Source organism: Methylocella sp. (assembly GCA_037200525.1).
Lineage (GTDB): Bacteria > Pseudomonadota > Alphaproteobacteria > Rhizobiales > Beijerinckiaceae > Methylocapsa.
Map to the genome: position 1 here is coordinate 1,848,104 of JBBCGG010000001.1, position 24,724 is coordinate 1,872,827.

The following is a 24,724-nucleotide window of genomic DNA, read 5'->3' on the forward strand; positions in this document are numbered from 1 at the left end:
CGGGCTTTTCAATGGCTGGCTAGGTGCATTCATGCATGCCGTGGTTGGCGAAAAGCGCGGAGGAATAGCGGCCGATCATGCCACAGTTTGCGGCCAACCTCACAATGATGTTCACCGAACATCCATTTCTCGACCGTTTCGACGCCGCCGCAGAAGCAGGGTTCGAGCATGTCGAGTTTTTGTTCCCTTACGATCACCCACCCGAGCATGTCGGGGAGCGGTTGCGCCGAAACGGGCTCACGCAAGCCTTGTTCAACTTGCCCGCAGGCGATTGGTCGGCTGGCGAGCGCGGGCTTGCGGTCTTTCCCGAGCGGGTCAAAGAACTTCGCGAGGGTCTTGAGCGCGCCTTGCCTTACGTCGAGGCGACGGGCGCAAGGCGCGTGCATCTGATGGCTGGGATCGCGCCGGCGAGCGCAGCGGCGGATGCGGCCTATCGCGATGCGATTTGCTGGTGCGCGGATCGCCTGGTCGATCGCGGGGTCGATCTCTTGCTGGAGCCGCTGAACCTTCGCGACAATCCAGGCTATTATTTATCCAGTTTCGATCTCGCGGCGGATCTGATCCGCGATCTTGCCCTGCGAAACGTAAAACTGCAGTTCGATCTCTATCATTGCCAAATCATTCACGGCGATGTGACGAAGCGCATGCAAGCATTGATGCCGCTCATCGGCCATGTGCAGATTGCGAGCGTGCCATCCCGCCACGAGCCGGATGACGAGGAGCTGAATTACCCGTTTCTTTGGGCGGAGCTGGATCGTCTCGGTTACGGCGGTTATGTCGGCTGCGAATACAGGCCGCGCGGACGCACCGAAGATGGGTTTGGATGGTTTGCTCCCTATCGCCGCAGGGTAGGCGGGGATCTGTGATGAGCATCATGCATCATCTTGGCCTTCGGATCGTTTTGAAATCGGGCAACTTCGGCGCCCCCGATTTCTTCGCGCGCGCAATCGAGGCGCGCTGACGTCCTTTTGTGGAGTAAACATCATCGTGAGCAAGGCAAGAATTGGCTTCATCGGCGTCGGCCTCATGGGTCACGGGATGGCCAAGAACATCGTGGAAAAAGGCTTCCCCCTCACCGTGCTCGGCCATCGCAAACGCGAGAGCGTAGAGGATCTGAAGCGGCGGGGCGCCGCCGAGGCGATCTCGGGCCGCGATCTGGCCGAGCGCAGCGATATTGTGTTCCTCTGCGTGACCGGATCGCGCGAGGTGGAGGCCGCCATCAATGGACCAAATGGTCTCTCCTCCGCGGGCAAAGCGCTCGTGATCGTCGACTGCTCGACATCCGAACCTGCCGTCACGATAAGGCTGGCGGCGGAACTCGCGTCAAAGAACATCACCTTGATCGACGCACCGCTCAGCCGCACGCCCAAGGACGCCTGGGAGGGAACCCTCGACGTCATGGTCGGCGGCGAGGACGCGGTGGTCGAACGGGTTCGCCCCGTCATCGATTGTTTCGCTGGCAAGATCGTCCACACGGGGCCAACGGGGACCGGCCACACGATGAAGCTATTGAACAACTTCATATCGCTCGGCTATGCGGCGCTTTATTCCGAGGCCTTGGCGCTGGGCGCCAAACCCGGCCTGACGCCGCAGGTCTTCGATAAGGTCATCCGGGGCGGACGCATGCACTGCCCATTCTACGACACGTTTTTCACCTATGTGCTCAAGCGCGACCGCGACGCCCACAAGTTCACGCTACAGAATGCGCTGAAAGATACGAATTACCTTGCGTCCTTCGCCCAGGCGGCCAATGTCGTAAATCCGGTCGGCGCTGCGGTGCGCAACAGCTTTGCGGCCGCGGTCGCGAGCGGCCATGGCGATGATTACGTGCCCGTGTTGTCCGACATCGTCGCCGCTCAAAATGGCGTGAAGCTCACGGATAAATAACTTGCGCAGGGGCGCGGCTCGTCGGAGTGACAGTCTAGGATGGCGTTGTCGCCCTGTTCGAAGGCCGCTGAATATGATGCAATCTTATCGAAGCTTGCTCTAAATCCGGGCCCCAACGAGGCCGCGCACGCGCTTTCGCCGTGAGCGTCCTCGGGTCGTATCGACAGCGGTGCAATGACTGACGCGAATCTAGAGCCCCTGCCGATCTCAAGATTTCGTTAGAGATCCAATCAACTCCATGCGTGGAGCGGCGGATTTACGCCGTTGAGCGCGTAATTGCCCAGGATCGCATATTTCCAGCGCACCGGATCGTGAAGCGTATGGGTTCGGGCGTTGCGCCAGTGTCGGTCCAGGTTGTGCACGCCGAGCGTCGAGCGGGTGCCGGCGAGTTCGAATAACTTGTTGGTAGCCGTAATAGCTATATCAGTCGAAAGGACCTTGGCCTCGGCGACAGCGATCTGCGCCTTGGCGACGGTTTCGGCAGTTGCGTTCTCAACTGCGCGGTCGACAGCGACGCCAGCCTTTTCGAGGAGCGCTTCAGCCGCATGCAGGCGCAGGGTCAGGTCGCCAATAGCCTGGATCGTGTACGGATCCTGCCAGGCGTGGTCCAGGCCGCTGTCGATCCAGGCGCGAGCGCCGCCTCGAACGAAGGCGACCGTATCCTTGATCGCGGCTTCGGCGATGCCGGTATCGATCGCTGCCTGGATGATCTGAAAAATGGCGCCATCGGCGGTCGGGCGCTCAAAGCCCTTATAGCCGGGCACGAGATGGGTCTTGGGCACCTTGACATTGTCGATCAAAACCGTGCCGCTCAGCGTCGTCCGCTGGCCGAAGCTGGACCAGTCGTCGATCACGCTCAGTCCCGGCGCATTGCGATCGGCAATGGCATACCAAGCGCGTCCCTCGTCATCGAGCGCGACGATAGTCACCAGGTGAGCCAGCAGCGCCCCGCTGGAATAGAATTTCTTGCCATTGACCAACACATGGTCGCCGGCATCAGTGAGTTTGGTCTCGAAATCGGCGGCACGCTTCGAACCGAATTCGGAGAAGGCGTTTCCAAAACGCGTGCCCTTAAGGGCCTCGGCGAAGAACAGCCGCTGCTGCGCCTCATCGGAGTTGGTGCGGATGGCGGCGACGATGCCAATATGGTTCTGTGTGATTTGGCCGATCGAGGGGTCCGCCGCTGAAATGATTTGGATCACCTTGTCTATCGTTACGTATGATAATTCGGGTCCGCCAAACGCCTTGGGCACGTTGAGCGACCACAGGCCGCTTTGCGAATAGGCATCGAGCTCCGCCACGGGCCAGATGCGTTGGCGGTCGCGCTCCGAGGCGCCTTCGGCGAAGCGCCCTGCGAGATCCTGCGCGGTAGCGATTGCCTCCGCGTCGCTGGTGATGACGTGAGCCGGCTCCTTAGGCCGCGGAACGGCGGAAACGGCGACAGGTTGCGAAGCCCGATCGATATCGGCGTGTTTGAAGGCAGTTGTCATGGATTGCTCCTGTTGAAAGAAGTAACTTAGGCGGCGCGCGCCGGAGATCCGTCCGGCGTTATGGCTTGACCGAGATAGAACGCTTTGATGTCATCGCGGGCGCGAAGGTCTGTAGCGGCGCCGGCGAGCACGCTGACGCCCGCCTCGATGACGACGGCGCGATCGGCGTAGCGCAGCGCGATAGTCGAGTTCTGCTCAGCCAGCAGAATTGAGAGCCCCTCCGTACGATTCAGTGCTTTCAACCGACGGAAAATATCCTGCACGACCAGGGGCGCGAGCCCCATCGACGGCTCATCGAGGATCAATAGTCGAGGCCGCGCCATTAGCGCTCTTCCAATCGCGGCCATCTGCTGCTCGCCGCCGGAGGTCAGACCGGCGGCCGTCCGGCGTTTCCGCTTCAGATGAGGAAAGATCGCATAGACCCGCTCAAGATCCTGCGCGATCTCCGAGCGGGTCGACCCGCGGCCCAACCCGCCGGTGACGAGATTTTCCTCGATGCTCAGGGCGCGGAAGCAGTGCCTGCCTTCGAGAACCTGGACCAGACCGAGCCGGACGAGTTTAGGGGGACTGAGGCTCGAGACATCCTGTCCGTCGAAGAGGATCGACCCGTTCGTAATCTTGCCGCGCTCCGCCGGAAGCAGATTCGACACCGCCTTCAGGGTGGTCGACTTCCCGGCGCCGTTGGCGCCGAGCAGCGCAAGGATCTCGCCGTTGCGCAGGTCCAGCGTGACGCCGCGTAGGGCCACGATCGCATGGCTGTAGACCGCGGCAATATCATTGATAGCGAGAAGGGCTTGTGCGCTGGTCATGCAAGTCTACTCCTGGGTTGCCCCCAACTTCCCGAATACGAAAAGAGGGGGGCTACCTGCGTCACTTCGAGCCTAGCTTGTCAGCATCGGCGGCTGACCGGGGCGCGATTTTGTGCTCGGCCGCGTAGGCGGCGGCCGACTTCTCAATGATCGGGCGAAGAAGGGCCCAATCTGGCGCGATCCAGTCGGATACGACATTCCACTTGGCGCCATCCCATTGCTGGAAGGTCACGTAGCCCTCTCCCTCATGGTTCTGCCAAGTCACGTTAATGGAATGGAACAGGTCCTTGGCGCCCAGCGCCTCGACGCGGGCCGGATCGAGCTGGAGATGCTCGAAGCCCCAGCGCACCTCATCGCCGGTCAAGGTGCGGTGACCGAACTTTTCCTGGGCGATGCGGATCGCCTCAACGTTGAGGATGCCGTTTACGATGCCAAGGTTGTGGTAGACGCTGCCGATGCGCTTCTTGTCATCGAGATTGCCCTTGCCGGCCTCGTAGACCGTCTTCACAATCTCTTGGACCACAGGATAGGTGCTGCCCGAGGCCTGCGTGGTAATGGCGGTGTAGCCCTTGGCGGCATCGCCGGCCGGAATCACGTCTTCCTCGGAATTCGACCAGACATTGCCGATAATATGGTCCGCCGGGAAGCCGACTTTCTGCGCCGTTTTAAGGGCTACCGGGTTCATCACGCCCCAACCACGCAGCACGACGTAGTCAGGCTTGTAGCGGCGAATCGTTAGCCATTGCGACTGCTGCTCGTTGCCTGGATGGGGCACTTCGATCTGCTGCAGATCAAAGCCGTATTTCTTGGCCAGGAGTTCGTAGATCGGAATGGTCTCTTTACCATAGGGCGAGCCATGGTAGAGCACCACGATCTTCTTTCCCTTCAGGTTCTCCACACCGCCGAGCTTGCCGCCGATATAATTAATGATCCCCGAAGTCTCGCTGTAGGGATTGAGCAAAAGAGGGAAGACGTAGGGAAAGACCCGCCCGTCCGTAGAGTCTGTCCGGCCGTGGTTGATGGTGATCAACGGCGTCCGGTCGGCCGTGATGCGGTCGATCATGGCATAGGCGATGCCTACTGAGAGCGGATTCCAAGCAGCAGTTGCCGGATGGCTCTTCTGGCGTTCATAGCACTCGACGCCGCGCTCCACCTCATATTGAGTTTCGCACTCGTCCCAAGTCAGTTTTACACCGCCCACGCCGCCGTCGCGGATATTGATGAGGTTGAGGTAGTCGATGAAACCGCCGAAGAAGCCAGTGCCGCCTGCGGCATACGGACCGACGCGATAACTCTGCAGCGGAAAATATTGCTCGCCCGCCTGAGCGGAGGACAAAGCGAACGGGGCCCCAATGGCCGACGCAAGACCGACCGCGAGCGCTGTGCGCCTCAGGCGCGGCATAAGAGAGGAAACTAGGGATCGCATGGATGCACTCCGGGGGTTGATTAAAAACTAAGTCGCCTTTTTCAGTTAGATTCTGGAAAAGGGCCGTTTCACCAAGCGTCGACAGAGAGCCGCGAGCCCATCGGGTTCGGCGATGAGGAAGGCAATGATGAGCGCGCCTAGGGCGACGTGCTGGCTCATGTCGAGGACGCCCGTGTCGAAGCTGCCGCCAAAGACGAAGCCGCCAAGCCGCGACAGAACCAGAGGGAACACAACGATCAGGGCGGCGCCGAAGAACGCGCCCTGGATGGTGGCGAGCCCGCCAATGATGATGATGAAGAGGATCTGGAACGACCGATCGAGGTTGAAGCCAGCCGGCTCGACGGTCCGCAGATAGGCAAAGGCCCAGAGTACGCCGGCGACCCCTATGATGAAGGACGATAGGCCAAAGGCGATGAGTTTGGTGCGAAGTACCGGCACGCCAATCGTCCGGGCCGCCATCTCGTTGTCGCGGACCGCGATGAAATTATGGCCCGTCTGCGTGTTCACGAGCCGGTAGACGAACGTGGTAAGGCTCACGACGACGGTCAGTGCGAAGAGGTAGCGCCCTATGGGACCGTTGAAGGTCAATCCCATCATGGCGAGGGGCGGCGCGTCGATGACGCCAGACGGGTTGTAGTTGGAGAACCAGCTGAATTTGTTCAGCGCCCATTCGACGAAGAACTGCGCCGCAAGCGTCGCGACGGCGAGGTAGAAGCCGCGCAATCGCAGGCTCGGCAAACCGAACATGATTCCGATCGCTGCGGCGGTCGCCCCGGCAAGCACAATGCTGCCGAGTAGCGGCATGCCTGGAACGCGGAGGTTAAAATTATAGGCGGCGAACGCTCCCACCGCCATGAAGGCCGCGGAGCCGAGCGACAATTGGCCGGCATATCCCGTAAGTAAGTTCAGGCCGAGCGCAGCCAGCGAAAGAGCGAGGAACGGCGTCAATAGCGCGTCGAACAGATAATCTGTTCCCAGCAGCGGCAATACGACATAGGCGATAATGAGCAAGAACAAAGGCGCAAGCCAACCCGGCAGCTTGCGGGTCTGGTCGAGTGGAGATTGAACGGCGAGCGTGGACATGGGTCAGGCCCTTTCCACGATCTTCTGCCCGAACAGCCCGGCTGGCCGAACCAGCAGGAACGCGAGGGCGATGACGTAGGCGAACCACCCCTCGATGCCGCCGCCGAAGTATGGACCGATATAGACCTCGGCGAGTTTTTCGAGAGAGCCGATTAATAATCCCGCCACGATCGCGCCCAGGATCGAGTCAAATCCTCCGAGCACTAAGACCGGCAATGCTTTGAGCACGATAAGGGACAGGGAGAATTGCACGCCCAGACGCGCGCCCCATAACAAGCCTGCAACAAGCGCAACGAGACCGGCGGCGCTCCAGACGATCGCCCATATGCGCGGCAGGCGAAGGCCGGTTGCATAAGCAGCGAACTGGTCATCGGCAACTGCGCGAAAGGTGAGGCCGACATGCGTAAAGCGGAAAAAAGCCGTCAACAGCACGACCATGATGCCGGCGACGCCCGCGGCGAAGAGGTCGAATGTCGAGATCAGGACGCCGTAAACCTCAAAGGGGGTGTCGTCTATGCCAAGATCGAGACCGTGAACTTGCGTTCCCCATATCAGCTGCGCAGCGCCCTCGATCATGTAGGAAAGACCGAGCGTCGCCATGAACAACGTCATTGGCGGCTTGTTTACCAGCGGGCGCAGAACGGTCCGCTCAATGGTAATCGCGAGTATGACCATAATGCCAAAGGTCACAGCAAACGCCAGGACGCTTGGAAGGCCTCGCTCGACGAGACTTACAAATGTAAGCGCTGCGAAGAGCAGCATTGCGCCCTGTGCGAAGTTGAGCACGCCCGACGTCTTGTAGATCAGCACGAAGCCAATCGCGACCAGCGAATACATCACGCCAGATAGCAATCCGCCGACGAGGACTTCGATAAAGAATTGGTAGTCGAACCCGTCCATCAGCTGCGCTCCCCGACATCGTCGCGAAAATCGCCGCCATCATCCTCGTGGGCGACGCCAAGATAGGCGTCGATGACAGACTGATTGCTCTGGATCTCCGAGGGCGCGCCCTCGGCGATTACGCGGCCATAGTCCAGGACCGCGATGCGGTCCGACAAGGCCATGACAATGCCGATATCGTGCTCGATCAGTACGACCGTGGTGCCGAACTCATTGCGAGCCGCTCGCACGAAATGCGCCATTTCACTCTTTTCGCCGGCGGTCATGCCGGCCATGGGTTCGTCCAGCAACAGAAGGCTGGGCTGCGCCACCAGAGCCCGAGCCAATTCGACGCGCTTCTGCACGCCATAAGGCAGCGTGCCGACGAGGCGATCGCGGATGCTGCCCAGATCGAGAAAATCGAGCAGGCTTTCTGCGCGATGGCGGCCGTCATCTCGTTCGCGCCGGGCCCGGCTCAGACCTAAAATCTGCTCCAGCAGCCCGGCTCGGCCGGCGGCGACGCGACCCGCCACGATGTTGTCGATCGCGCTAAGTCCCTTGAACAGAGCAAGATTTTGGAACGTTCTCGCGACGCCTAGGCGCGCCAGCCGGTCTGTCGGCACAGCCGCGAAAACTTGATCCCCCAGGCGAATGAGGCCGGTGTCCGGTCGGTAGATGCCGCTGATGACATTGATCAGCGAGCTCTTTCCTGCGCCATTGGGGCCTATGATGGCGAAAATCTCACCCGGATGAACGGCCAGATCCACCTGGGACAAAGCCGTGACGCCTCCGAATGCTAACCCGATCCGCTCAACGGCCAGAGCAGGCGGGGACGGCCGGGCGAGCGTCGGCGAGGCAGCAGTATGCGGCTCATCGTCGGGGATCACATATTCCGGCTCGAACTCGACCGAAGCCGGCAAGGCCGCGCGCGACATTGCACCCATTGATTGTTCCGCTTGCTTGCAGGGAGGAGGCAGAAAACCTGGCCGGCCGTTGCAGGCCTATGAACTATTCCGCCGCCACCGATAGCGATCGTTCGGTTTCCAAGGCGCGGATAAGCGGGATGATGCGCTGGCCGAAATATTCGACCTCTTCCTGGAAATGCAGAAAGCCCAGAAGAATTAGGTCGGCGCCTGCATCCTTGAGAGCGATAACCCGCTCGGCGATTTGATCAGGCGTCCCGATTAGGTTTGAGCGGAAGCCGTCATTATATTGGACTAGGCTCAGGACCTATTAAATTTGCCTGAGATGTGATTCCTGGTCTCCGCATGGGGAGGCTGGGATGAGTGATTTGTTTTTGTTGGGCGAGCGGCAGATGGCGCGGCTTGCGCCGCATTTTCCTCTGTCGCATGGCGTTCCGCGGGTTGACGACCGTCGGGTGGTCAGCGGAATCGTCTATGTGATCCGCAACGGCCTGCAATGGAAAGATGCGCCCAAGGATTACGGGCCGCACAAGACGCTTTACAATCGCTTCATCCGCTGGAGCCGGCTCGGCGTCTTCGACCGCATATTCGCCGCGCTCGCTGGCGAAGGTCCAAAGCCCGAGCGCATCATGATCGACGCCACGCATCTGAAGGCGCATCGCACAGCGGCGAGCCTGCTCAAAAAGGGGCTCTTCCCCGCCGTATCGGGCGCACGAAAGGCGGACTGAACTCGAAGCTCCACGTCGTTTGCGACGGCGCCGGCAAGCCCCTCGTCATGTTGCTCTCGGAGGGCCAGATGAGCGACCACAAGGGCGCGCGGCTGATGCTCAAGGCTTTACCGCCCGCTTCAATGTTGATCGCCGACAGGGGCTACGACAGCAACTGGTTCCGCGCCGCGCTGAAGGCCAGGGGCGTCGAGCCCTGCATCCCGCCAACCAGAAGCCGCAAGCTTCCCATTGCCTATGACAAGACGCTCTACCGCCAGCGTCACAAAATCGAGAACATGTTCGCCAAGCTCAAGGACTGGCGGCGCATCGCAACCCGCTATGATCGATGCGCCCACACCTTCTTCTCCGCCATCTGCATCGCAGCCGCCGTCCTCTTCTATCTCAATCAATGAGTCCTGAGCCTAGGTCCTCGAAGGAGGATTTCGCCCAGTTTCCCTCGCCCTCCGGCGATGCCTTCCCGGCGTTCTTCACCTCGTGAGCAAAGCCATGGACCGCGTCGGGATTGGCCTTGGCGATGATCTCGGTCAGAACTGCCTTGGCTTCCTCTTCCGTCTTCCTTGCGATGGCGAATGCATTGACGCCTACGCGCACGGAATGACCGTTTGCAGCTGCCTTGGCGCGCAGGTCATCAACCTGCTTTCTAATTTCGGCGGGAGTATTGCCGTTGGTAAAATACCAGTCGGAAACACGCGCCGCCATGTCGCGCGCCGCGCGTGATGATCCGCCTTGGAAGATTTCCGGCTGGGGATCGATGGGCTTAGGCTTGAGAATGTAATCGGTGAAGCGATAGAAATCGCCGCGGAACGTGAAATTTTCCTGCGTCCAGATCCCGCGCAAGGCGCGGATGAACTCCTCGGAGCGGCGATAGCGTTCATCATGGTCCAGCCAGTGTTCGCCGATCGCGGTAAACTCGCTGCGGAACCAACCGCTAACCACGTTGACCGCGACGCGTCCGCCATAGATATTGTTGATCGTCGCAATCTGCTTGGCGGCGACAGCCGGATTCCAGGGGCCAGGCAAGAGGGCGACGATCAACTTCAAACGCTCGGTCGAAGCGATCAGGGCTTGGCTGAACGTGACGGGCTCGTGCTGGTTATCCGCCCCGTACCCAGCCGTGAAGCGGATCTGGCTCAGCGCATAGTCGAAGCCGTTCCGCTCGGCGATCTGGGCAAGTTTGCGATTGTAGTCGATGTCCCAACTCGTGCGCTGCTCGATGTTGCTGATAACGAGGCCACCGGAGACGTTGGGCACCCAGTAAGCAAACTTCAACGGCTCACGCTGGGGAGATTGCTGGAGAGGCGGCATTGGGTTTTCCTGGATTTGAGAACGTCGAGGGCGCTCAGGCGTTAACAGGGAAGCCGACGGGGACCGATCGCGCGACAAGATTTGGAAGCTCAAGTTGTTGTCGGGCTTCGGCGACGGCGCGATCGACTCGAGCCCGAACCTGCTCGTTGGTGAGCTCGTAGTCGTCGAAATCCGTATCGAGTGCGTAGACGGCGGTTGGAATCGTGCGCGCGCCGAAGAACCCGAACAGCGGGCGAAGTTGGTGTTCGATCATGAGGCCATGTAAAGGCGTGCCGCCGGTTGCTGCGAGAACCACCGGCGCGCCCTGTAGGGCGCGGTAATCAACGAGATCGAACAAGTGCTTCAGGGCGCCGGTATAGGAAGCGCGGTAGACAGGAGAGCCGACGACGAGAAGATCCGCGCTCTGCACCAGCTCGACAACCGCGGCGGCGCGGCCTGACAGCGTCGCGCCCGTCAATGCGGAGAACAGATGCGGGGCTTCATCTACAAGCTCGAGCAGATGCACAGCGCCATCGTCGTCCAGGCCGTCCAAGATGTTCTTGACCAGGGCGGTGGTGCGAGATGGCCGTCTCACACTTCCTGATATTCCGACAATTTTGAGCGCGGACATGGTTGCTCCTTTCGTCGGGTGTAGCATCTATAATCGATAGAATTTGTCAACTAAAGATTCGGCATTCCGTCGCGTTGTTTTATCTCCCCGCCGGTCACGCGAAAGGGTCACAAAGCCAGTGACGGAGCCAGGCCCTGATCGGAGCGATCACGGCCGAATTTGACCAATCGATCGTGGGTGAAAGCGAAAATCTTGCATTTTCCGAGTTCTCGCTTCAGAAGATCAAGCGTTGCGGCCTTGGGCCGGAGTGGCGTCGAAGGTCTTGATCTTGGCGATGCGGGACTGGTCGGAGCCGCGCCGCGATCGGCCCGGTTGACGTCAGCGCCGAAAGCCGCGCGCCGAGCGTTTCGCGGCGCTGGAATGTCTCGCTGACGACGCCCCTCGCGCCGAATTTGGACGCGCCAGGAGCCAGAGGGAAGCTTCGTGTGCATCTCTGCGCACGCGGAACTGAAATCGGGTCGAGAAGGACCGATATGAGGCATAAAATCGGCCGCCTCAACAATCTAAGAATTTGATGTTGCAGACAATGAATAAATACCAGGCACATAGATTTAGCGTGGCGCCGATGATGGATTGGACCGATCGGCATTGCCGGTTCTTCCATCGCCTTCTGTCGCGCCGCGCTCGGCTTTATACCGAGATGCTGACGACGGGGGCGGTGCTGCACGGAGACCGCGATCGCCTGCTTGGCTTCGACGTGGCCGAACATCCCGTTGCGGTCCAGCTTGGCGGCTCCGATCCGTCGCATTTAGGCGCGGCGGCAAAAATCTGCGCGGAATTTGGCTATGATGAAATCAATCTCAATGTCGGATGCCCGTCCGAGCGGGTGCAAAATGGCGCTTTTGGCGCCTGCCTGATGCGCGAACCGGAACTCGTCGGCGAATGCGTCGCCGCCATGAAGGCGCAGGTCGCCATTCCGGTCACGGTGAAGTGCCGCATCGGCGTCGATGATCAGGACCCCGTTCTGGCGCTTGGACAGCTTGCCGAAACCATAATCGCGGCCGGGGCCGATGCGCTTTTTGTCCATGCGCGCAAGGCGTGGCTGAAAGGTCTTTCGGCCAAGGACAATCGCCACATTCCGCCGCTGGATTACGGGCTGGTCCACGCCCTGAAGCAGCGCTTTCCCGACATCCCCATCGCGATCAACGGCGGCCTCGAGACGCTCGATCAGATGCGCGCCCAACTCGCCTATGTGGACGGGGTGATGATAGGCCGCGCGGCCTATCAGAATCCGGCGCTTCTTTTGGACGTCGACCCGGTTTTCTTCGACGAGGACGCGCCTGTGGCCGATCCGGCGCAGGCGATCGAGGCCTTTATTCCCTATGTCGAGGCGCGGCTCGCCGAAGGAATCCCGCTGCACGCCATGACGCGCCATCTGCTCGGACTGTTCAATGGACGGCGCGGGGCGCGGGCGTGGCGCCGCAACCTCTCAACGGAAGGGGTCAAGCCGGGCGCGCATGTCGGCGTTCTTCGCGCGGCCTTGGCGCATGTCGATCCGGCGCGGGACAGCATGGAAGAGGCGGCCTGAAACTTACGCTTTAGCCCGTTGTTTTGCCGAGTCTGCCGGCGAGATCCTGGATATATTGCCACGCTGTGCGGCCAGACCGCGCGCCGCGCGTTATTGACCATTCCAGCGCCTCGCGCTCGATCGCGGCGCGGTCCTGCCCCAAACCGAAATGCTCGGCATAGCCAAACACCATCGCGAGATAATCATCCTGCGAGCAGGCGTGGAAGCCGAGCCAAAGCCCGAATCGGTCCGACAAGGAGACTTTTTCTTCGACGGAATCGCCAGGGTTGATCGCGGTGCCGCGCTCGTTCTCGACCATTTCGCGCGAAAGGATGTGGCGGCGGTTGGAGGTTGCGTAGAATAGAACGTTGGCGGGGCGGCCTTCGATGCCGCCTTCAAGCGCGGCTTTCAGCGATTTGTAATTGGTGTCCGCCGCATCGAAGGACAGATCGTCGCAGAAGACGAGAAAGCGGTAGGGAGCGTCGCGCACGAGCGCCATTAGATCGGGCAGACTGTCGATGTCCTCGCGATGGATTTCGACCAGTTTCAGCCGCTTGAATCCGTCCTTGGCGGCGAACCGCGCATTGATGTCGGCATGCGCCGCCTTGACCAGCGATGATTTGCCCATGCCGCGAGCGCCCCAGAGCAGTGCGTTATTAGCGGGGAACCCTTTGGCGAAGCGCTCGGTATTGTCGGTCAGTATGTCGCGCAACCGGTCAATGCCGCGCAGCAATCCCATCTCGACGCGATTGACGCGCTCGACCGGTTGCAGCTGCGGCGCGGTCGCCGAGAAAATGAAAGCGTCGGCGGCGTCGAAATCAAGCGGCGCAGGCTCTGCCGGAATCAGCTTTTCGAGCGCCGCCGCAATTCGCTCCAACGCCTCGGCGGAGCGGGGAACCGCAGCGTAAGCTGTAGTTTTTTCAATGCTGCTGCTCATCGGTGGTTCGCTCCAGGAGGCGCTTCAGATCCGGAAACTGCGCCGCTTTAGAGCATTTTTCGCGCGGGGGGAATGCTCTGTCCACCGCCCCAAGATGCAGAAAGGGGCGGGACCATCGTCCCACCCCTTCCGATTCGAGAATTCGCTTCTCTCGCTGCTGCTATCTTCGGCGCTTGTTCAAGCCCCTAAATTCGGCAATCTCCAATAGAGACGATCTCAATAGACCTGGAACGGCCCACGCGCGGGCGGGAGCGGCTGGTAGCCTGAGGTCTCGGCTCCGGTTGCGCCGTTACGATCGTTCTGGTTTTGAACGCCAATCGAACGACCCGTTGTGACATCAAACTGCGATGCGGCGCTTCCGTCGAAATGGTTTGACCGAACCTGCTGCGCTTCAGCGATGCCTACGGATGCTGCGACGACCGCCGCCGCAAATGACAATGTGAGAATCTTCATTTTAATAACTCCTGGTCCCAATGACGGCTGGGTTTACCCAGCTCGTTCGGTTACTAATTAGGCAATATAATCCGTTGCGCCAGGGGGGAAGGTGCGTCAAAACGCAGCTTAATGGGCTATTGATTGCACATTCTATAGGCGCCGCCTCATGCCGCATTTTTAGCGCGAACCAGCGCCATTGCTTTCAGGCGGCCACTCGTTATATTCCGCCCGCGCTTACAGGCGCTTGCACGGCGCAATTTGAGGAGAAGGGAATTTGTTCACACCTGCTTTCGCCCAAGCCGTCGGTGGCGCCGGGGGTGGACCGACCGACTTGATCGTGCAACTGGCGCCTTTCGCGCTGATCCTCGTCATCATGTATTTTCTGATCATGAGGCCACAGCAAAAACGGGCCAAGGAACATGCCGATCTCATCAAGAACTTGCGCCGCGGCGACACTGTGGTCACCACCGGCGGCCTGATCGGCAAGGTGACCAAAGTGGTCGATGATGCTGAACTCGAACTCGAAATTGCGCCCAACGTCAGGGTGCGCGTGATCCGCTCAATGGTCTCCGACGTGCGCGCCAAGGGCGAGCCGGTCAAGGACCAAGCCTAACCCCATCGCGAGCCGGCCGGCTGGCCCCAACTTCGGATAATTAGCAACGCCATGCTGCGGTTCGCGACTTGGAAGATCGTTTCCATCCTGGCCATGACGGTTTTCGCCGTCCTCGTCATCGTGCCAAGCCTGCTTGGCCCCAATAGCCGCGAGGCGTTGATTTCGCATTTGCCGAAGTGGGTTCCCGCGCGCGCCATCGTGCTCGGTCTCGATTTGCAAGGCGGCTCGCATGTCTTGCTTGAGGTCGACGGTTCGTCGGTGGTGAAAACCCTCATCGAAAATCTGCGCGACAGCGTTCGACGCGTTCTCCGCGACGAAAAAGTCTCGATCACCGGCGGCATCGGCGTCTTGCCGCGCGGAGTGCAATTGCGCATTCCGGATCCGGCGGAGCGCGCGCGGGTCATGCCGCAACTCAGGCAACTGGCTCTGCCGGCGAGCGCCGGCCTCTCCAGCAATTCCGGACCGCCCGTCTTTGACGTCAGCGAAAACGACAGCGGCCTCGTTCAGTTCACGGTGACGGAGGCGGGAATCAAAGCCAAGGTTCGCCGGGCCGTCGAGCAATCAATCGAGGTTTTGCGCCGCCGCGTCGACGCGCTCGGCACGACCGAGCCCAATATTCAGCGTCAAGGCGACGATCGCATTCTCGTCGAGATGCCGGGGCTGCAGGATACCGGCAAGCTCAAGGATATTCTAGGCACGACGGCCAAGCTCGAATTTCGCCTCGTCGCCGATTCCGCCGCGGATACATCCGACACCGAATCTCTCGAAGAGGTCGACAGACCTGGCAGCAAATTGCCGGTCGAGAAGCGCGTCATGGTGCAGGGCGAGGATTTGACCGATGCGCAGCCGGGCTTTGACAGCCGCACGCAGGAGCCGATCGTCAATTTCCGCTTCAATATTCGCGGCGGCCAAAGGTTCGGCGAGGTCACTTCGGAGAACGTCGGACGGCCCTTCGCCATCGTGCTCGACGGAAAAGTGATTTCGGCCCCACGCATCCTCGGGCCGATCACTGGCGGCTCAGGCCAAATTTCCGGCCATTTTACCGTCGAATCCGCCAATAATCTCGCCATTTTGCTGCGCGCTGGCGCGCTGCCGGCCAAGCTCACGATCGTCGAGGAGCGCACGGTCGGGCCGGGTCTTGGGCAGGATTCGATCGATGCCGGCAAACGCGCGGCCTATGTCGGCGCGGGGCTGGTCGCCTGTTATATGCTCATCACTTACGGCGTGTTCGGCGTTTTCGCGAATATCGCGCTTTTGGTCCATATCGCCTTTATCTTCGCCGGCCTCGTGCTGCTCGGCGCGACGCTGACCTTGCCGGGCATCGCCGGCATTGTCCTCACCATAGGCATGGCGGTGGACTCGAATGTGCTGATCTATGAGCGCATCCGCGAGGAAGCGCATATGGGGCGCTCGATCGTCTCGGCGCTTGACGCCGGATTCAACCGCGCCTTCGCAACCATCGTCGATTCCAACGTCACCATGTTCGTCGCCGCAGCGATCCTGTATTTCCTTGGCTCCGGTCCGGTGCGCGGCTTCGCGGTCTCGCTGGCGCTCGGCATTTTGACGACCATCGTGACAGCGGTGACAATGACGCGCATGATGATCACGCTCTGGTATCGCTACCGGCGGCCGGTGAGGCTGCCGATCTAGAGCATAATCGTTTCAGATTGAATCTGACGATGCTGCTCATGACATTGTTGCAACGCATGGTCCTCTCGGATCATGCTCTAAATAAAATGGCTGGAGCCGCTCCGGCATTGGCATAGGGTCTGTGCGATGAAACTGCTGCGCCTTGCGCCAGAGAACACCAAATTTCCGTTCATGCGCTTCCGGCGCGTGAGCTATCCGTTCTCGGCGGCGCTCTCGATCATTTCGGTCGTGCTGTTTCTCACCCTCGGAATGAATTTCGGCATCGATTTTTCCGGCGGCACTTTGATTGAACTGCGCGCCAAGGCCGGCGCCGCCGATATCGCAAAATTGCGCGCCACCGCGGAACAAATGAATGTCGGCGATGTCGAGGTGCAGGGGTTTGGCGCGCCATCTGACGTCACTTTGCGCTTTGGCGTCCAGAAAGGCGACGCCGGGGCGCAGGAGGCGGCGGTCGCCCGCGTCAAGGCTGCGATCGGCGATGGCTATGAGATCCGGCGCACCGAAGTCGTCGGTCCGCGCGTTTCGGGCGAGCTTGTGCAATCCGGCACGCTCGGCGTCGTCACCTCCATCATCGCCGTGTTGTGCTACCTCTGGTTCCGCTTCGAATGGCAGTTCGCGGTGGGCGCCATCATCGCGACGATGCATGATCTTTTGTTGACCGTCGGCTTTTTTGCCGTAACCCGGCTCGAATTCAACACCACGTCGATCGCGGCCATTCTGACCATCGTCGGTTATTCGTTGAATGAGACAGTCGTGGTGCTCGACCGCATCCGCGAAATGATGCGGAAATACCGCAAAATGCCGACGGATGAATTGATCGACGTCTCCGTCAACGCCGTCTTGCCGCGCACGATCATGACTGCGACCACGGTGTTCCTGGCGTTGTTCGCGCTGGTGATTTTTGGCGGCCAAGTGATTCGCTCATTCTCGATCGCGATGATCTGGGGAATTTTCGTCGCCACCTATTCCTCCATCTTCATCTGCTCGCCAATGCTGATCTATCTGGGGCTGCGCAGCGACACCGTCGGATCGGAGCCAACTCCCGCAGGCAAGCTGGCCAAAACTTCGGCCTAGACGATCCTCATTCCCGCGGGATCAGCATGAGCCAACAAAAATATGCCGGATTCTTGCCCGGCGCGCACGCGATCGAGGGCTATGGAGCTGGCGGCTTCCGGTTCGGAGGCATGTCGCATCGGGGCTCGATCCTGGCTCTGCCGTCCGGCATCCACGCCTGGGGCGCGCTCACTCCCGCCGATATCGACATAGCCTCCCTCGCCGCGGTTTTCGCTGAACCGCGCGGCCTCATTGAACATCTCTTGGTCGGCACCGGATTGGAGCTTGTTCCGCTCGAGGCCGCGCTGCGTCAGCGCCTGCGCGCCGCTGGAATCAGAGCCGAGCCGATGCAAACGGGCGCTGCGGCGCGAACTTATTCCATCCTGCTCGGCGAGAAGCGGCGCGTCGCGGCTGCGCTTCTGGCCGTGCCTTGATGAGCGAGCCGCGCCGCGACGGCAAGCAGCCGGATTACGCCTATTGTGAAACGCTGCTGCGGCGGGACGATCCTGATCGCTGGCTGGCCAGCCTTTTTCTTCCCGAAGCAAAGCGGCCGCATGTTCAGGCTCTCTACGCTTTCAGCTTGGAAATCGCCCGCGTGCGCGAGATCGTCTCCGAGCCCATGCTCGGAGAAATCCGGTTTCAATGGTGGCGAGATGCGCTTCAGGGCCTGGACGCCGGCGATGTCGGGGCCAATCCGGTCGCGGGCGCGCTGCTCGATGCGATCCGGCGCTTTAGCCTGCCGAAATCGCCGCTGATCGAATTGATCGACGCGCGGCAGTTCGATCTCTACGACGACGTCATGGAGAGCATTGAGGCGCTCGATGCCTATGCCAAAGCGACCTCCTCCAGCCTGTTCCGGCTTAGTCCGCTGATCCTTATGGGAGAGGAAACAGCCGCTGTCGCAGGGGCCGCCGAACACGCCGGAATAGCCTATGCGCTGACGGGGCTGCTTCGCGCCTTCCCCTGGCATAGCGCGCGCGGGCAGGTCTATGTTCCACTTGGGATCCTGCGAAGGCACGGGCTTGAGCCTGGCGATATTACGGCCGGGCGTCCCTCGCCGGCAATCTCCGCAGCGCTGGCCGATCTGCGCAATCTTGCCCGGCGTCATCTTGAGGCGTTCCTCACGCGAATTGAGGGCCTGCCCGAGCGATGCCGGGGCGCTTTCCTGCCGGTCAGCCTTTGCGAGCCTTATCTGCGCGAAATGGAGAAGCCGGGCTATAATCCATTCGAGACGGCTGTCGCCCTGCCGCAATGGCGCCGGCAATGGATCCTTTGGCGCGCCGCCAAGCGGTGGGCTTAGCAAGACTGGCTCAGCGGGAGCGGAAATCCTTTATCCGCAGCAATTTCGTTGCTAGAACGCCTGCATGTCGCCGATCTCTCAACTTCGCCCGCTTCGAATTATGGGCCCGGCTCGCGCCTGAGCAATGGTTCTGGCGCCAGAGCCGGGATGTTTCGCCCATTTTCGCGGCAGAGCCGCGCCACGATCGAACAGGCCAATCCAATCATGCAAGACCAGAAATCGAAGGCTGATGCGGCGCAAAAGCCGCCCGCGGGCGAAGAGGGCCATCGCCCCGACTATTCCAAAAGCCTTTATCTGCCGCAGACGGAGTTTCCGATGCGCGGGGGGTTGCCGAAGAAGGAGCCGGAGCTGCTTGCCTATTGGCGCGAGATCGGGCTCTACGACCTCCTGCGCGGCGCGGCGCGGGGCAGGCCAAAGTTCATTCTGCATGATGGTCCGCCCTACGCCAATGGCAATATTCACATCGGCCATGCGCTGAACAAGATTTTGAAGGATCTCGTCACCCGCTCGCAGCAGATGCTCGGGAAAGACTCGAATTATGTGCCGGGCTGGGATTGCCACGGCCTGCCGATCGAATGGAAGATCGAGGAAAATTATCGTGCCAAGGGTCGGAACAAGGACGAGGTGCCGGTCGTCGAGTTTCGCCGCGAGTGCCGCGCCTTTGCCGCGCATTGGGTCGATATCCAGCGCGAGGAATTCAAGCGCCTCGGCGTCGGCGGCGATTGGGATCATCCTTATCTGACGATGACCTATCCCGCCGAAGCCCAGATCGCCCGCGAGATCATGAAATTCGCCGAGAACGGGACGCTCTATCGCGGCTCGAAACCGGTGATGTGGAGCGTCGTCGAAAAGACCGCGCTCGCTGAGGCGGAGGTCGAATACGAAGACCACGTCAGCGACACGGTTTATGTGGCGTTTCCGGTGGTCTCGGACGATGACAAACTGGCGGCCGCCCGCATCGTCATCTGGACGACGACGCCTTGGACCATCCCGGCAAATCGCGCGATCAGCTATTCGTCAAAGATCGCCTATGGCCTCTATCGCGTAACCGCCGCCCCGGAGGATAATTGGGCCAAGGTCGGCGCGACCTATCTGTTGGCCGACGCCCTCGCCGAGAGCGTCTTCAAGGCCGCCAGGGCGGAGGCGTTCGAGCGGCTTCGGGAAGCGCCTGCGGAAGAATTGCGCGGAATCACCGCGCGCCATCCATTAGCGGGAGTCGTCGCTGGTTATGAATTCGATATTCCGCTTTTCAATGGCGATCATGTCACCGCCGACACCGGCACGGGCTTCGTCCATACCGCCCCCGGACATGGCCGCGATGACTTCGACATCTGGATGGCGCATGGCCGCGAACTTGCGGCGCGCGGAATCGAGACGCGCATTCCTTATACCGTCGACGCCGATGGTTTCCTGACGAAAGACGCCCCTGGTTTCGAAGGCCGCCGCGTCATCGACGACAAAGGCAACAAAGGCGACGCCAATGAGGCGGTCATCAAGGCGCTGATCGAGGCCGGCAATCTCGTCGCGCGCGGAAGGCTGAAACACCAATATCCGCATTCCTGGCGCTCGAAAAAGCCCCTCATCTTCCGCAACACGCCGCAATGGTTCATCGCGCTCGACAAGCCGATTCGGCAGGGCGGGGCGGGCAACGCCAGCCTACGCGAGATCGCCCTGCGCGAGATCGCTGTTACCAAATGGCATCCGGCGACGGGGGAAAACCGCATCACCGGCATGATCGCCAACCGGCCCGATTGGGTGGTCTCGCGCCAGCGCGCCTGGGGCGTGCCGATCGCCATCTTCGTCGACAAGGACAGCGGGCAGATCCTCAAGGACGCCAGGGTCAACCAGCGCATCGCCGACGCCTTTGAGCTGGAGGGCGCCGACGCCTGGTTTATGGAGGGCGCCGCGGCGCGCTTTCTGGGGCCGGACTACCAGCCGGAAAATTACGAAAAAGTCGACGACGTTCTGGATGTCTGGTTCGATTCAGGCTCGACCCACGCCTTCACGCTGGATGATTCCAAGCGTTTCCCGGGCCTTTCCGGCATCCATCGCAAACGGGACGGCGGCAATGACGAGATCATGTATCTTGAAGGCTCGGATCAGCATCGCGGCTGGTTCCATTCCTCGCTGCTCGAATCCTGCGGCACGCGCGGCCGGGCGCCCTTCGACCTCGTTCTGACTCATGGCTTCGTTCTCGACGAGAAGGGCCAGAAAATGTCGAAATCCCTCGGCAACGTCACCGCGCCGCAGACCATCATCAAGGACGCCGGCGCCGATATTCTCCGCCTTTGGGTCGCCGCTTCGGATTATTCCGATGATCTGCGCATCGGCCCCGAAATTCTGAAAACCTTCGTCGAAACCTACCGGAAGCTGCGCAATACGATCCGTTGGATGCTGGGTTCGCTCGCCCATTACGATCCGAACCAGAACGTCGGGCACTTGGGCATGGGCGAACTCGAGAAGCTGATGCTTCATCGCCTCGCGGAATTGCATGTCGAAATCGAGCAAGCCTACGCGGACTTCGACTATAAGCGCATCGTCGCGCGCCTATCCGGCTTCCTCAACACGGATCTTTCGGCGTTCTATTTCGATATCCGCAAGGATACGCTCTATTGCGAGCCGCCATCGAGCGAGAAACGCCGCGCCGCGCTGGAGGCGATCGAATGGATTTTCCGTTGCGTCACGCTCTGGCTTTCGCCAATCCTGGTCTTCACCTCCGAGGAAGCTTGGCTGTCGCATTATCCGGGCGCTATCTCGGTTCATCTTGAAAGCTTTCCCAAGGTTTCGGCTTGCTGGCGGGATGGCGAGCTGGCCGCCAAATGGGAGAAAATCCGCCGCATCCGCGCCGTCGTCACGGGTGCGCTAGAGATCGAGCGGGCGCAGAAGGGGATCGGCTCTTCGCTCGAGGCGGCGCCGGAAGTCTTCATCGCCGATGAACCTTTGCGCGCGCTGCTCGATGACGTCGATTTCGCCGAAATCTGCATAACATCGGACATCGCGATCCGCGCGGGCGAGGGACCGGCGGAGGCGTTCCGGCTCGACGATGTTCCAGGCGTCGCCGTGGTCCCGCGCCTTGCGGAGGGACGAAAATGCGCGCGGTCGTGGAAGATTTCGACGCTGGTTGGCAGCGATCCTGAGTTTCCCGACGTTACGCCGCGCGACGCAAACGCCTTGCGCGAACTGAAAGCTTTAGGCCTGTGGCAGTGACGCCGCGCGCTATCGGCGCCCTTGCCGCGGTCATCACGCTTGCCGCGGATCAGGCGAACAAGCTTTGGCTGATTTTCAATTATGGCATCGAAGCGCGGCAGCCGGTCGCGCTGACGCCCTTTTTCGATGTGATTTACGCTAAGAACCCCGGCATTTCCTATTCGCTTTTCAGGGCGCAAAGCGGTCTGGAGCGGTTCGGCTTGTTGGCTATAACCCTCGCTGCGACGATTTTCCTTGGCGTCTGGCTATGGCGCGCGAGAACGAGGTTCGTCGCCATGGCTCTCGGCCTTATCGTCGGGGGCGCGCTCGGCAATGCCTATGACCGCATGTCATATGGCTTTGTCGCTGATTTTTATCATTTCCACGTCGGCTCATTCTCCTGGTATGTCTTCAATCTGGCCGATGTCGCGATTGTCGCCGGTGTCGGGCTGCTGCTTTACGATTCCGTCTTTTTGAGCGGGAAGGCCGAGCGGGGCAGCGTTCGTGGACAATAAAGACTTTTTTTCCACCTTTGCCGCTAAAATGCCCTTAACGCGCCTAAGAATGGCGTTCGACGGAATGCCGCGTCCGCCCTGCGGCGGCGCACAGAGGATGGTTTGAGGATGAACGTGATGATCTTCGACTGGGTTAAGCTCCGCGCCCGCAACGCAATTATGGCCGTTGGCGCTTTCCATTTCCTCGCGGTCTTGCTTATTTCCGGCATGATCGGCGCTTCGCCGGCGAGGGCTCAGGCCTCGCAGGAAGACGGCAATCCGCTGAATTCGGTCCTCGGCTTCGTCGGCGTGCAATTCGACAAGGACAAGGACCAGATCGATTATCGCGCCAGGGCGCCGATTGTCGTACCGCCGCATCTTGAACTTCCAAAGCCGAAAGAAGTGACGCATGACGCGTCGTGGCCGAATGACCCGGACGCCTCCGAACGCCGCCACGCCGCCGCCGCCAAACTGACCCCCGCGCCGCAGTTGACGCCGCAAGCTCGCGCCGAACTTTCTCCGGCGGAGTTGCAGGCCAGCAGCCGCACCGATCTTCCATCCGAGACCCCCGACGATTGTCAAGGCGGCGTTGGGACCCCGATTTGTCTTTCTGCGCCTGTGAAAATGTTCCAAAAGGCGGTCGATGGGATTCCTTTCGTCGGCAAGAAGGAGGCCGACGCGCCTTTGCCGACCGAGGAGCCGCGCCGCACTTATTTGACCGAGCCGCCGGGCGGGTATCGGAAGCCAACGGCCGCAACCACCGCGAAAATAGATCCGCCTAAAATAGATCCGCCTAAGGAACAGCCTGCCGCCGCGGATGCGGGAGCCTCTGTGCGGTCGCAGTAGCATAAAACATCAGCCGATAATTAATTTTACCGTGAGCGCGGCGGGAGCAGCCGCGCTCGCGCGGGAAGCCGTGCAGGCGGAGCGCGACGCGCCAAAACCTCGGCTTGACCTTGCGAAAAACTCGCACCCTTTCTACGTTCTGTCCTGTATTCGGACGAATCCTTATGGAAAGCGGTGGATTGGATGTCTTTTGGTCAACCCGTGGCGGCGCCTATCGCCGCATCCCTGACCCCTTCCGCACTCGCGCCCGCCAAGCCGGGCGGTCCAGCCATCACCGAAGCCAAACTGGACAATGGCCTCGACATAGTCGTGATCCCCGACCATCGCGCTCCGGTGGTGACCCATATGGTATGGTATCGCAACGGGTCGGCCGATGATCCATTGGGCAAGTCCGGCATCGCGCATTTTCTTGAGCATTTGATGTTCAAGGGCACCAAAACGCACCCGCAAGGACAATTCTCCGAACTGGTCGCCGATTTCGGCGGCCAGGAGAATGCCTTCACCTCGAACGATTACACCGCTTATTTCCAGCGCGCCGCCAAGGATCACCTCGCCGTCTGCATGGAATATGAGGCCGACCGGATGAAGAATCTGGTCTTGACGGACGAGATTGTAGCCCCCGAACGCGATGTCGTTCTCGAAGAGCGGCGGATGCGCACCGATTCCGACCCCTCGGATTTATTGAATGAGGCTGTTCAGGCGGCGCTCTACACGCAGCATCCTTACGGCAAACCGATCATCGGCTGGAGCCACGAGATCGAGGGCCTCGATCGGGCGGACGCGCTCGCCTATTATGATCGCTTCTATACGCCTGAAAACGCGATCCTGGTCGTTGCCGGCGATGTCGAGGCGACCGATGTCATAGCTTTGGCGCAAAAGACCTACGGCCCGATAGCAGCGCGCGGCGAGCCGCCGAAGAGGGTGCGTCCGCGCGAACCGCAGCCTCGTGCGCATCGCTTGGTGACGCTGGCGGACGAGAAGGTCGAGCAGCCCTCGCATCAGAGCGTCTTCCTTGTGCCGTCCTATCGCACCGCCGCTCCGGGCGAGGGCGAGGCCCTCGACGTGCTCGGCCATCTTTTGGGCGGAGGACAGACGAGCCTGTTGTTCAAGTCTCTCGTCATGAACGACAAAATCGCAGTTGCGGCGGGCGCGCATTATCAAGGCACGGCGGTCGATGACACGCGCTTTTATGTCTTTGCGGTGCCGGCCCCTGGCGTCTCGCTTGAGCGTCTCGACGCCGCGATCGACGCGGTCATCGCCGGCGTCGTCGCCAATGGCGTCGATGAAGCTGATTTTCTGCGGGCCAAAACGCGGCTCGTCGCCGATGCGATTTATGCGCAGGATAATCAGGCGACCTTGGCGCGTTGGTATGGCGCCTCGCTCGCCACGGGGTTGAAACTCGCGGATGTTGCGGAGTGGCCGGCGCGAATCGAGGCGGTGACCCTTGAGGATGTGAAGAAGGCGGCGCTCTGGCTCGACAAAAGACGCAGCGTGACCGGCTTCCTTCTGCCCGCCGCGAACGGCGAGAGCGAGATTGTCGAGACGACCGCATGATTTCCGAAA

At 60.7% G+C, this 24,724-nt stretch carries 22 protein-coding genes and 3 pseudogenes; 14 read left to right on the forward strand and 11 right to left on the reverse strand.

Annotated elements, in window-relative coordinates; genetic code table 11:
• Positions 1–77: 77 nt before the first annotated feature.
• Together otnI and WDN46_08955 are read left to right on the forward strand one after the other, a co-directional pair.
• The gene (otnI, locus tag WDN46_08950; GenBank protein MEJ0093551.1) at positions 78–866 is read left to right on the forward strand and encodes a 2-oxo-tetronate isomerase; all 789 of its coding nucleotides are present in this window, start codon (positions 78–80) and stop codon (positions 864–866) included.
• A gap of 121 nt (positions 867–987) precedes the next feature.
• Complete coding sequence (locus WDN46_08955; protein MEJ0093552.1) at positions 988–1,887, forward strand: NAD(P)-dependent oxidoreductase; 900 nt, start codon at positions 988–990, stop codon at positions 1,885–1,887.
• A 230-nt stretch (positions 1,888–2,117) separates the two neighbouring features.
• Here the strand turns inward: WDN46_08955 and WDN46_08960 are convergent, their stop codons facing one another.
• The 7 genes and pseudogenes from WDN46_08960 to WDN46_08990 all read right to left on the reverse strand — a co-directional run bounded on the left by WDN46_08960 (position 2,118) and on the right by WDN46_08990 (position 8,876).
• A complete protein-coding gene (locus WDN46_08960; GenBank protein MEJ0093553.1) occupies positions 2,118–3,377 on the reverse strand; it encodes an SfnB family sulfur acquisition oxidoreductase in 1,260 nt (419 codons plus the stop codon).
• Between the two features lie 26 nt (positions 3,378–3,403).
• On the reverse strand, positions 3,404–4,186 hold the full coding sequence (locus tag WDN46_08965) for an ABC transporter ATP-binding protein (GenBank protein ID MEJ0093554.1): 783 nt from the start codon (positions 4,184–4,186) through the stop codon (positions 3,404–3,406).
• A 61-nt stretch (positions 4,187–4,247) separates the two neighbouring features.
• Positions 4,248–5,612 carry an ABC transporter substrate-binding protein gene (locus tag WDN46_08970; GenBank protein MEJ0093555.1) on the reverse strand — a complete coding sequence of 455 codons (1,365 nt, stop codon included), beginning with the start codon at positions 5,610–5,612 and terminating at the stop codon, positions 4,248–4,250.
• A gap of 45 nt (positions 5,613–5,657) precedes the next feature.
• Positions 5,658–6,695 (reverse strand): branched-chain amino acid ABC transporter permease, encoded by a 1,038-nt coding sequence (locus tag WDN46_08975; protein MEJ0093556.1) that lies wholly within the window; start codon positions 6,693–6,695, stop codon positions 5,658–5,660.
• A 3-nt stretch (positions 6,696–6,698) separates the two neighbouring features.
• Entirely contained in the window at positions 6,699–7,595 is an 897-nt protein-coding gene (locus WDN46_08980) for a branched-chain amino acid ABC transporter permease (GenBank protein MEJ0093557.1), read from the reverse strand.
• The gene (locus tag WDN46_08985; GenBank protein MEJ0093558.1) at positions 7,595–8,518 is read right to left on the reverse strand and encodes an ABC transporter ATP-binding protein; all 924 of its coding nucleotides are present in this window, start codon (positions 8,516–8,518) and stop codon (positions 7,595–7,597) included. Before WDN46_08985 ends, WDN46_08980 begins: the two co-directional genes overlap by 1 nt.
• A gap of 64 nt (positions 8,519–8,582) precedes the next feature.
• Positions 8,583–8,876 (reverse strand): annotated as a pseudogene (locus WDN46_08990) (hypothetical protein).
• Between the two features lie 13 nt (positions 8,877–8,889).
• On the opposite strand from WDN46_08990, the pseudogene WDN46_08995 reads away from it, so the two are divergent.
• Positions 8,890–9,027: pseudogene (locus WDN46_08995) on the forward strand (transposase).
• Positions 8,994–9,617 (forward strand): IS5 family transposase, encoded by a 624-nt coding sequence (locus tag WDN46_09000; GenBank protein MEJ0093559.1) that lies wholly within the window; start codon positions 8,994–8,996, stop codon positions 9,615–9,617. The pseudogene WDN46_08995 and the gene WDN46_09000 overlap by 34 nt, the downstream one beginning before the upstream one ends.
• 10 nt (positions 9,618–9,627) lie before the next feature.
• On the opposite strand, the pseudogene sfnG reads toward WDN46_09000, so the two are convergent.
• Positions 9,628–10,530 (reverse strand): annotated as a pseudogene (gene sfnG / locus WDN46_09005) (dimethyl sulfone monooxygenase SfnG).
• Positions 10,531–10,564: 34 nt separating this feature from the next.
• Entirely contained in the window at positions 10,565–11,140 is a 576-nt protein-coding gene (gene msuE, locus WDN46_09010) for an FMN reductase (protein MEJ0093560.1), read from the reverse strand.
• A 526-nt stretch (positions 11,141–11,666) separates the two neighbouring features.
• On the opposite strand from msuE, the gene dusA reads away from it, so the two are divergent.
• Positions 11,667–12,668, forward strand: a complete 1,002-nt coding sequence (dusA, locus tag WDN46_09015; protein ID MEJ0093561.1) for a tRNA dihydrouridine(20/20a) synthase DusA — start codon at positions 11,667–11,669, stop codon at positions 12,666–12,668.
• 10 nt (positions 12,669–12,678) lie between these two features.
• Here dusA and WDN46_09020 read toward each other — a convergent pair whose 3' ends face one another.
• On the reverse strand, positions 12,679–13,584 hold the full coding sequence (locus WDN46_09020) for an ATP-binding protein (protein MEJ0093562.1): 906 nt from the start codon (positions 13,582–13,584) through the stop codon (positions 12,679–12,681).
• A gap of 216 nt (positions 13,585–13,800) precedes the next feature.
• Positions 13,801–14,037 carry a hypothetical protein gene (locus WDN46_09025; GenBank protein ID MEJ0093563.1) on the reverse strand — a complete coding sequence of 79 codons (237 nt, stop codon included), beginning with the start codon at positions 14,035–14,037 and terminating at the stop codon, positions 13,801–13,803.
• Positions 14,038–14,293: 256 nt separating this feature from the next.
• Here WDN46_09025 and yajC point away from each other — a divergent pair, with 256 nt between their 5' ends.
• The 9 genes from yajC (at position 14,294) to WDN46_09070 (ending at position 24,715) form a co-directional block, all read left to right on the forward strand.
• The gene (gene yajC, locus WDN46_09030; GenBank protein MEJ0093564.1) at positions 14,294–14,632 is read left to right on the forward strand and encodes a preprotein translocase subunit YajC; all 339 of its coding nucleotides are present in this window, start codon (positions 14,294–14,296) and stop codon (positions 14,630–14,632) included.
• 51 nt (positions 14,633–14,683) lie between these two features.
• The gene (secD, locus tag WDN46_09035; GenBank protein MEJ0093565.1) at positions 14,684–16,282 is read left to right on the forward strand and encodes a protein translocase subunit SecD; all 1,599 of its coding nucleotides are present in this window, start codon (positions 14,684–14,686) and stop codon (positions 16,280–16,282) included.
• Positions 16,283–16,408: 126 nt separating this feature from the next.
• Entirely contained in the window at positions 16,409–17,356 is a 948-nt protein-coding gene (secF, locus tag WDN46_09040; protein ID MEJ0093566.1) for a protein translocase subunit SecF, read from the forward strand.
• A 26-nt stretch (positions 17,357–17,382) separates the two neighbouring features.
• Positions 17,383–17,769, forward strand: coding sequence for an Mth938-like domain-containing protein (locus tag WDN46_09045; GenBank protein ID MEJ0093567.1), 387 nt, complete (start codon positions 17,383–17,385; stop codon positions 17,767–17,769).
• The gene (locus WDN46_09050; GenBank protein ID MEJ0093568.1) at positions 17,769–18,635 is read left to right on the forward strand and encodes a phytoene/squalene synthase family protein; all 867 of its coding nucleotides are present in this window, start codon (positions 17,769–17,771) and stop codon (positions 18,633–18,635) included. Before WDN46_09045 ends, WDN46_09050 begins: the two co-directional genes overlap by 1 nt.
• A gap of 204 nt (positions 18,636–18,839) precedes the next feature.
• The gene (ileS, locus tag WDN46_09055) at positions 18,840–21,842 is read left to right on the forward strand and encodes an isoleucine--tRNA ligase (protein MEJ0093569.1); all 3,003 of its coding nucleotides are present in this window, start codon (positions 18,840–18,842) and stop codon (positions 21,840–21,842) included.
• Positions 21,839–22,336 carry a signal peptidase II gene (lspA, locus tag WDN46_09060; GenBank protein ID MEJ0093570.1) on the forward strand — a complete coding sequence of 166 codons (498 nt, stop codon included), beginning with the start codon at positions 21,839–21,841 and terminating at the stop codon, positions 22,334–22,336. The genes ileS and lspA overlap by 4 nt, the downstream gene beginning before the upstream one ends.
• Before the next feature lie 108 nt (positions 22,337–22,444).
• Positions 22,445–23,161, forward strand: a complete 717-nt coding sequence (locus WDN46_09065) for a hypothetical protein (GenBank protein ID MEJ0093571.1) — start codon at positions 22,445–22,447, stop codon at positions 23,159–23,161.
• A gap of 183 nt (positions 23,162–23,344) precedes the next feature.
• On the forward strand, positions 23,345–24,715 hold the full coding sequence (locus WDN46_09070; protein ID MEJ0093572.1) for a pitrilysin family protein: 1,371 nt from the start codon (positions 23,345–23,347) through the stop codon (positions 24,713–24,715).
• Positions 24,716–24,724: the final 9 nt, after the last annotated feature.

Bases quoted from the DNA above. Each gene is read 5' to 3' on its own strand.
- WDN46_09020 (MEJ0093562.1), bottom strand. From the start codon at position 13,584: ATGAGCAGCAGCATTGAAAAAACTACAGCTTACGCTGCGGTTCCCCGC.
- secF (MEJ0093566.1), top strand. From the start codon at position 16,409: ATGAAACTGCTGCGCCTTGCGCCAGAGAACACCAAATTTCCGTTCATG.
- WDN46_08980 (MEJ0093557.1), bottom strand. From the start codon at position 7,595: ATGGACGGGTTCGACTACCAATTCTTTATCGAAGTCCTCGTCGGCGGA.
- WDN46_08970 (MEJ0093555.1), bottom strand. From the start codon at position 5,612: ATGCGATCCCTAGTTTCCTCTCTTATGCCGCGCCTGAGGCGCACAGCG.
- ileS (MEJ0093569.1), top strand. From the start codon at position 18,840: ATGCAAGACCAGAAATCGAAGGCTGATGCGGCGCAAAAGCCGCCCGCG.
- WDN46_08965 (MEJ0093554.1), bottom strand. From the start codon at position 4,186: ATGACCAGCGCACAAGCCCTTCTCGCTATCAATGATATTGCCGCGGTC.
- WDN46_09025 (MEJ0093563.1), bottom strand. From the start codon at position 14,037: ATGAAGATTCTCACATTGTCATTTGCGGCGGCGGTCGTCGCAGCATCC.
- WDN46_09000 (MEJ0093559.1), top strand. From the start codon at position 8,994: ATGGAAAGATGCGCCCAAGGATTACGGGCCGCACAAGACGCTTTACAA.
- WDN46_09070 (MEJ0093572.1), top strand. From the start codon at position 23,345: ATGTCTTTTGGTCAACCCGTGGCGGCGCCTATCGCCGCATCCCTGACC.
- WDN46_08960 (MEJ0093553.1), bottom strand. From the start codon at position 3,377: ATGACAACTGCCTTCAAACACGCCGATATCGATCGGGCTTCGCAACCT.
- dusA (MEJ0093561.1), top strand. From the start codon at position 11,667: ATGAATAAATACCAGGCACATAGATTTAGCGTGGCGCCGATGATGGAT.
- secD (MEJ0093565.1), top strand. From the start codon at position 14,684: ATGCTGCGGTTCGCGACTTGGAAGATCGTTTCCATCCTGGCCATGACG.
- WDN46_09045 (MEJ0093567.1), top strand. From the start codon at position 17,383: ATGAGCCAACAAAAATATGCCGGATTCTTGCCCGGCGCGCACGCGATC.
- WDN46_08975 (MEJ0093556.1), bottom strand. From the start codon at position 6,695: ATGTCCACGCTCGCCGTTCAATCTCCACTCGACCAGACCCGCAAGCTG.
- WDN46_09050 (MEJ0093568.1), top strand. From the start codon at position 17,769: ATGAGCGAGCCGCGCCGCGACGGCAAGCAGCCGGATTACGCCTATTGT.
- WDN46_09065 (MEJ0093571.1), top strand. From the start codon at position 22,445: ATGAACGTGATGATCTTCGACTGGGTTAAGCTCCGCGCCCGCAACGCA.
- otnI (MEJ0093551.1), top strand. From the start codon at position 78: ATGCCACAGTTTGCGGCCAACCTCACAATGATGTTCACCGAACATCCA.
- msuE (MEJ0093560.1), bottom strand. From the start codon at position 11,140: ATGTCCGCGCTCAAAATTGTCGGAATATCAGGAAGTGTGAGACGGCCA.
- WDN46_08985 (MEJ0093558.1), bottom strand. From the start codon at position 8,518: ATGGGTGCAATGTCGCGCGCGGCCTTGCCGGCTTCGGTCGAGTTCGAG.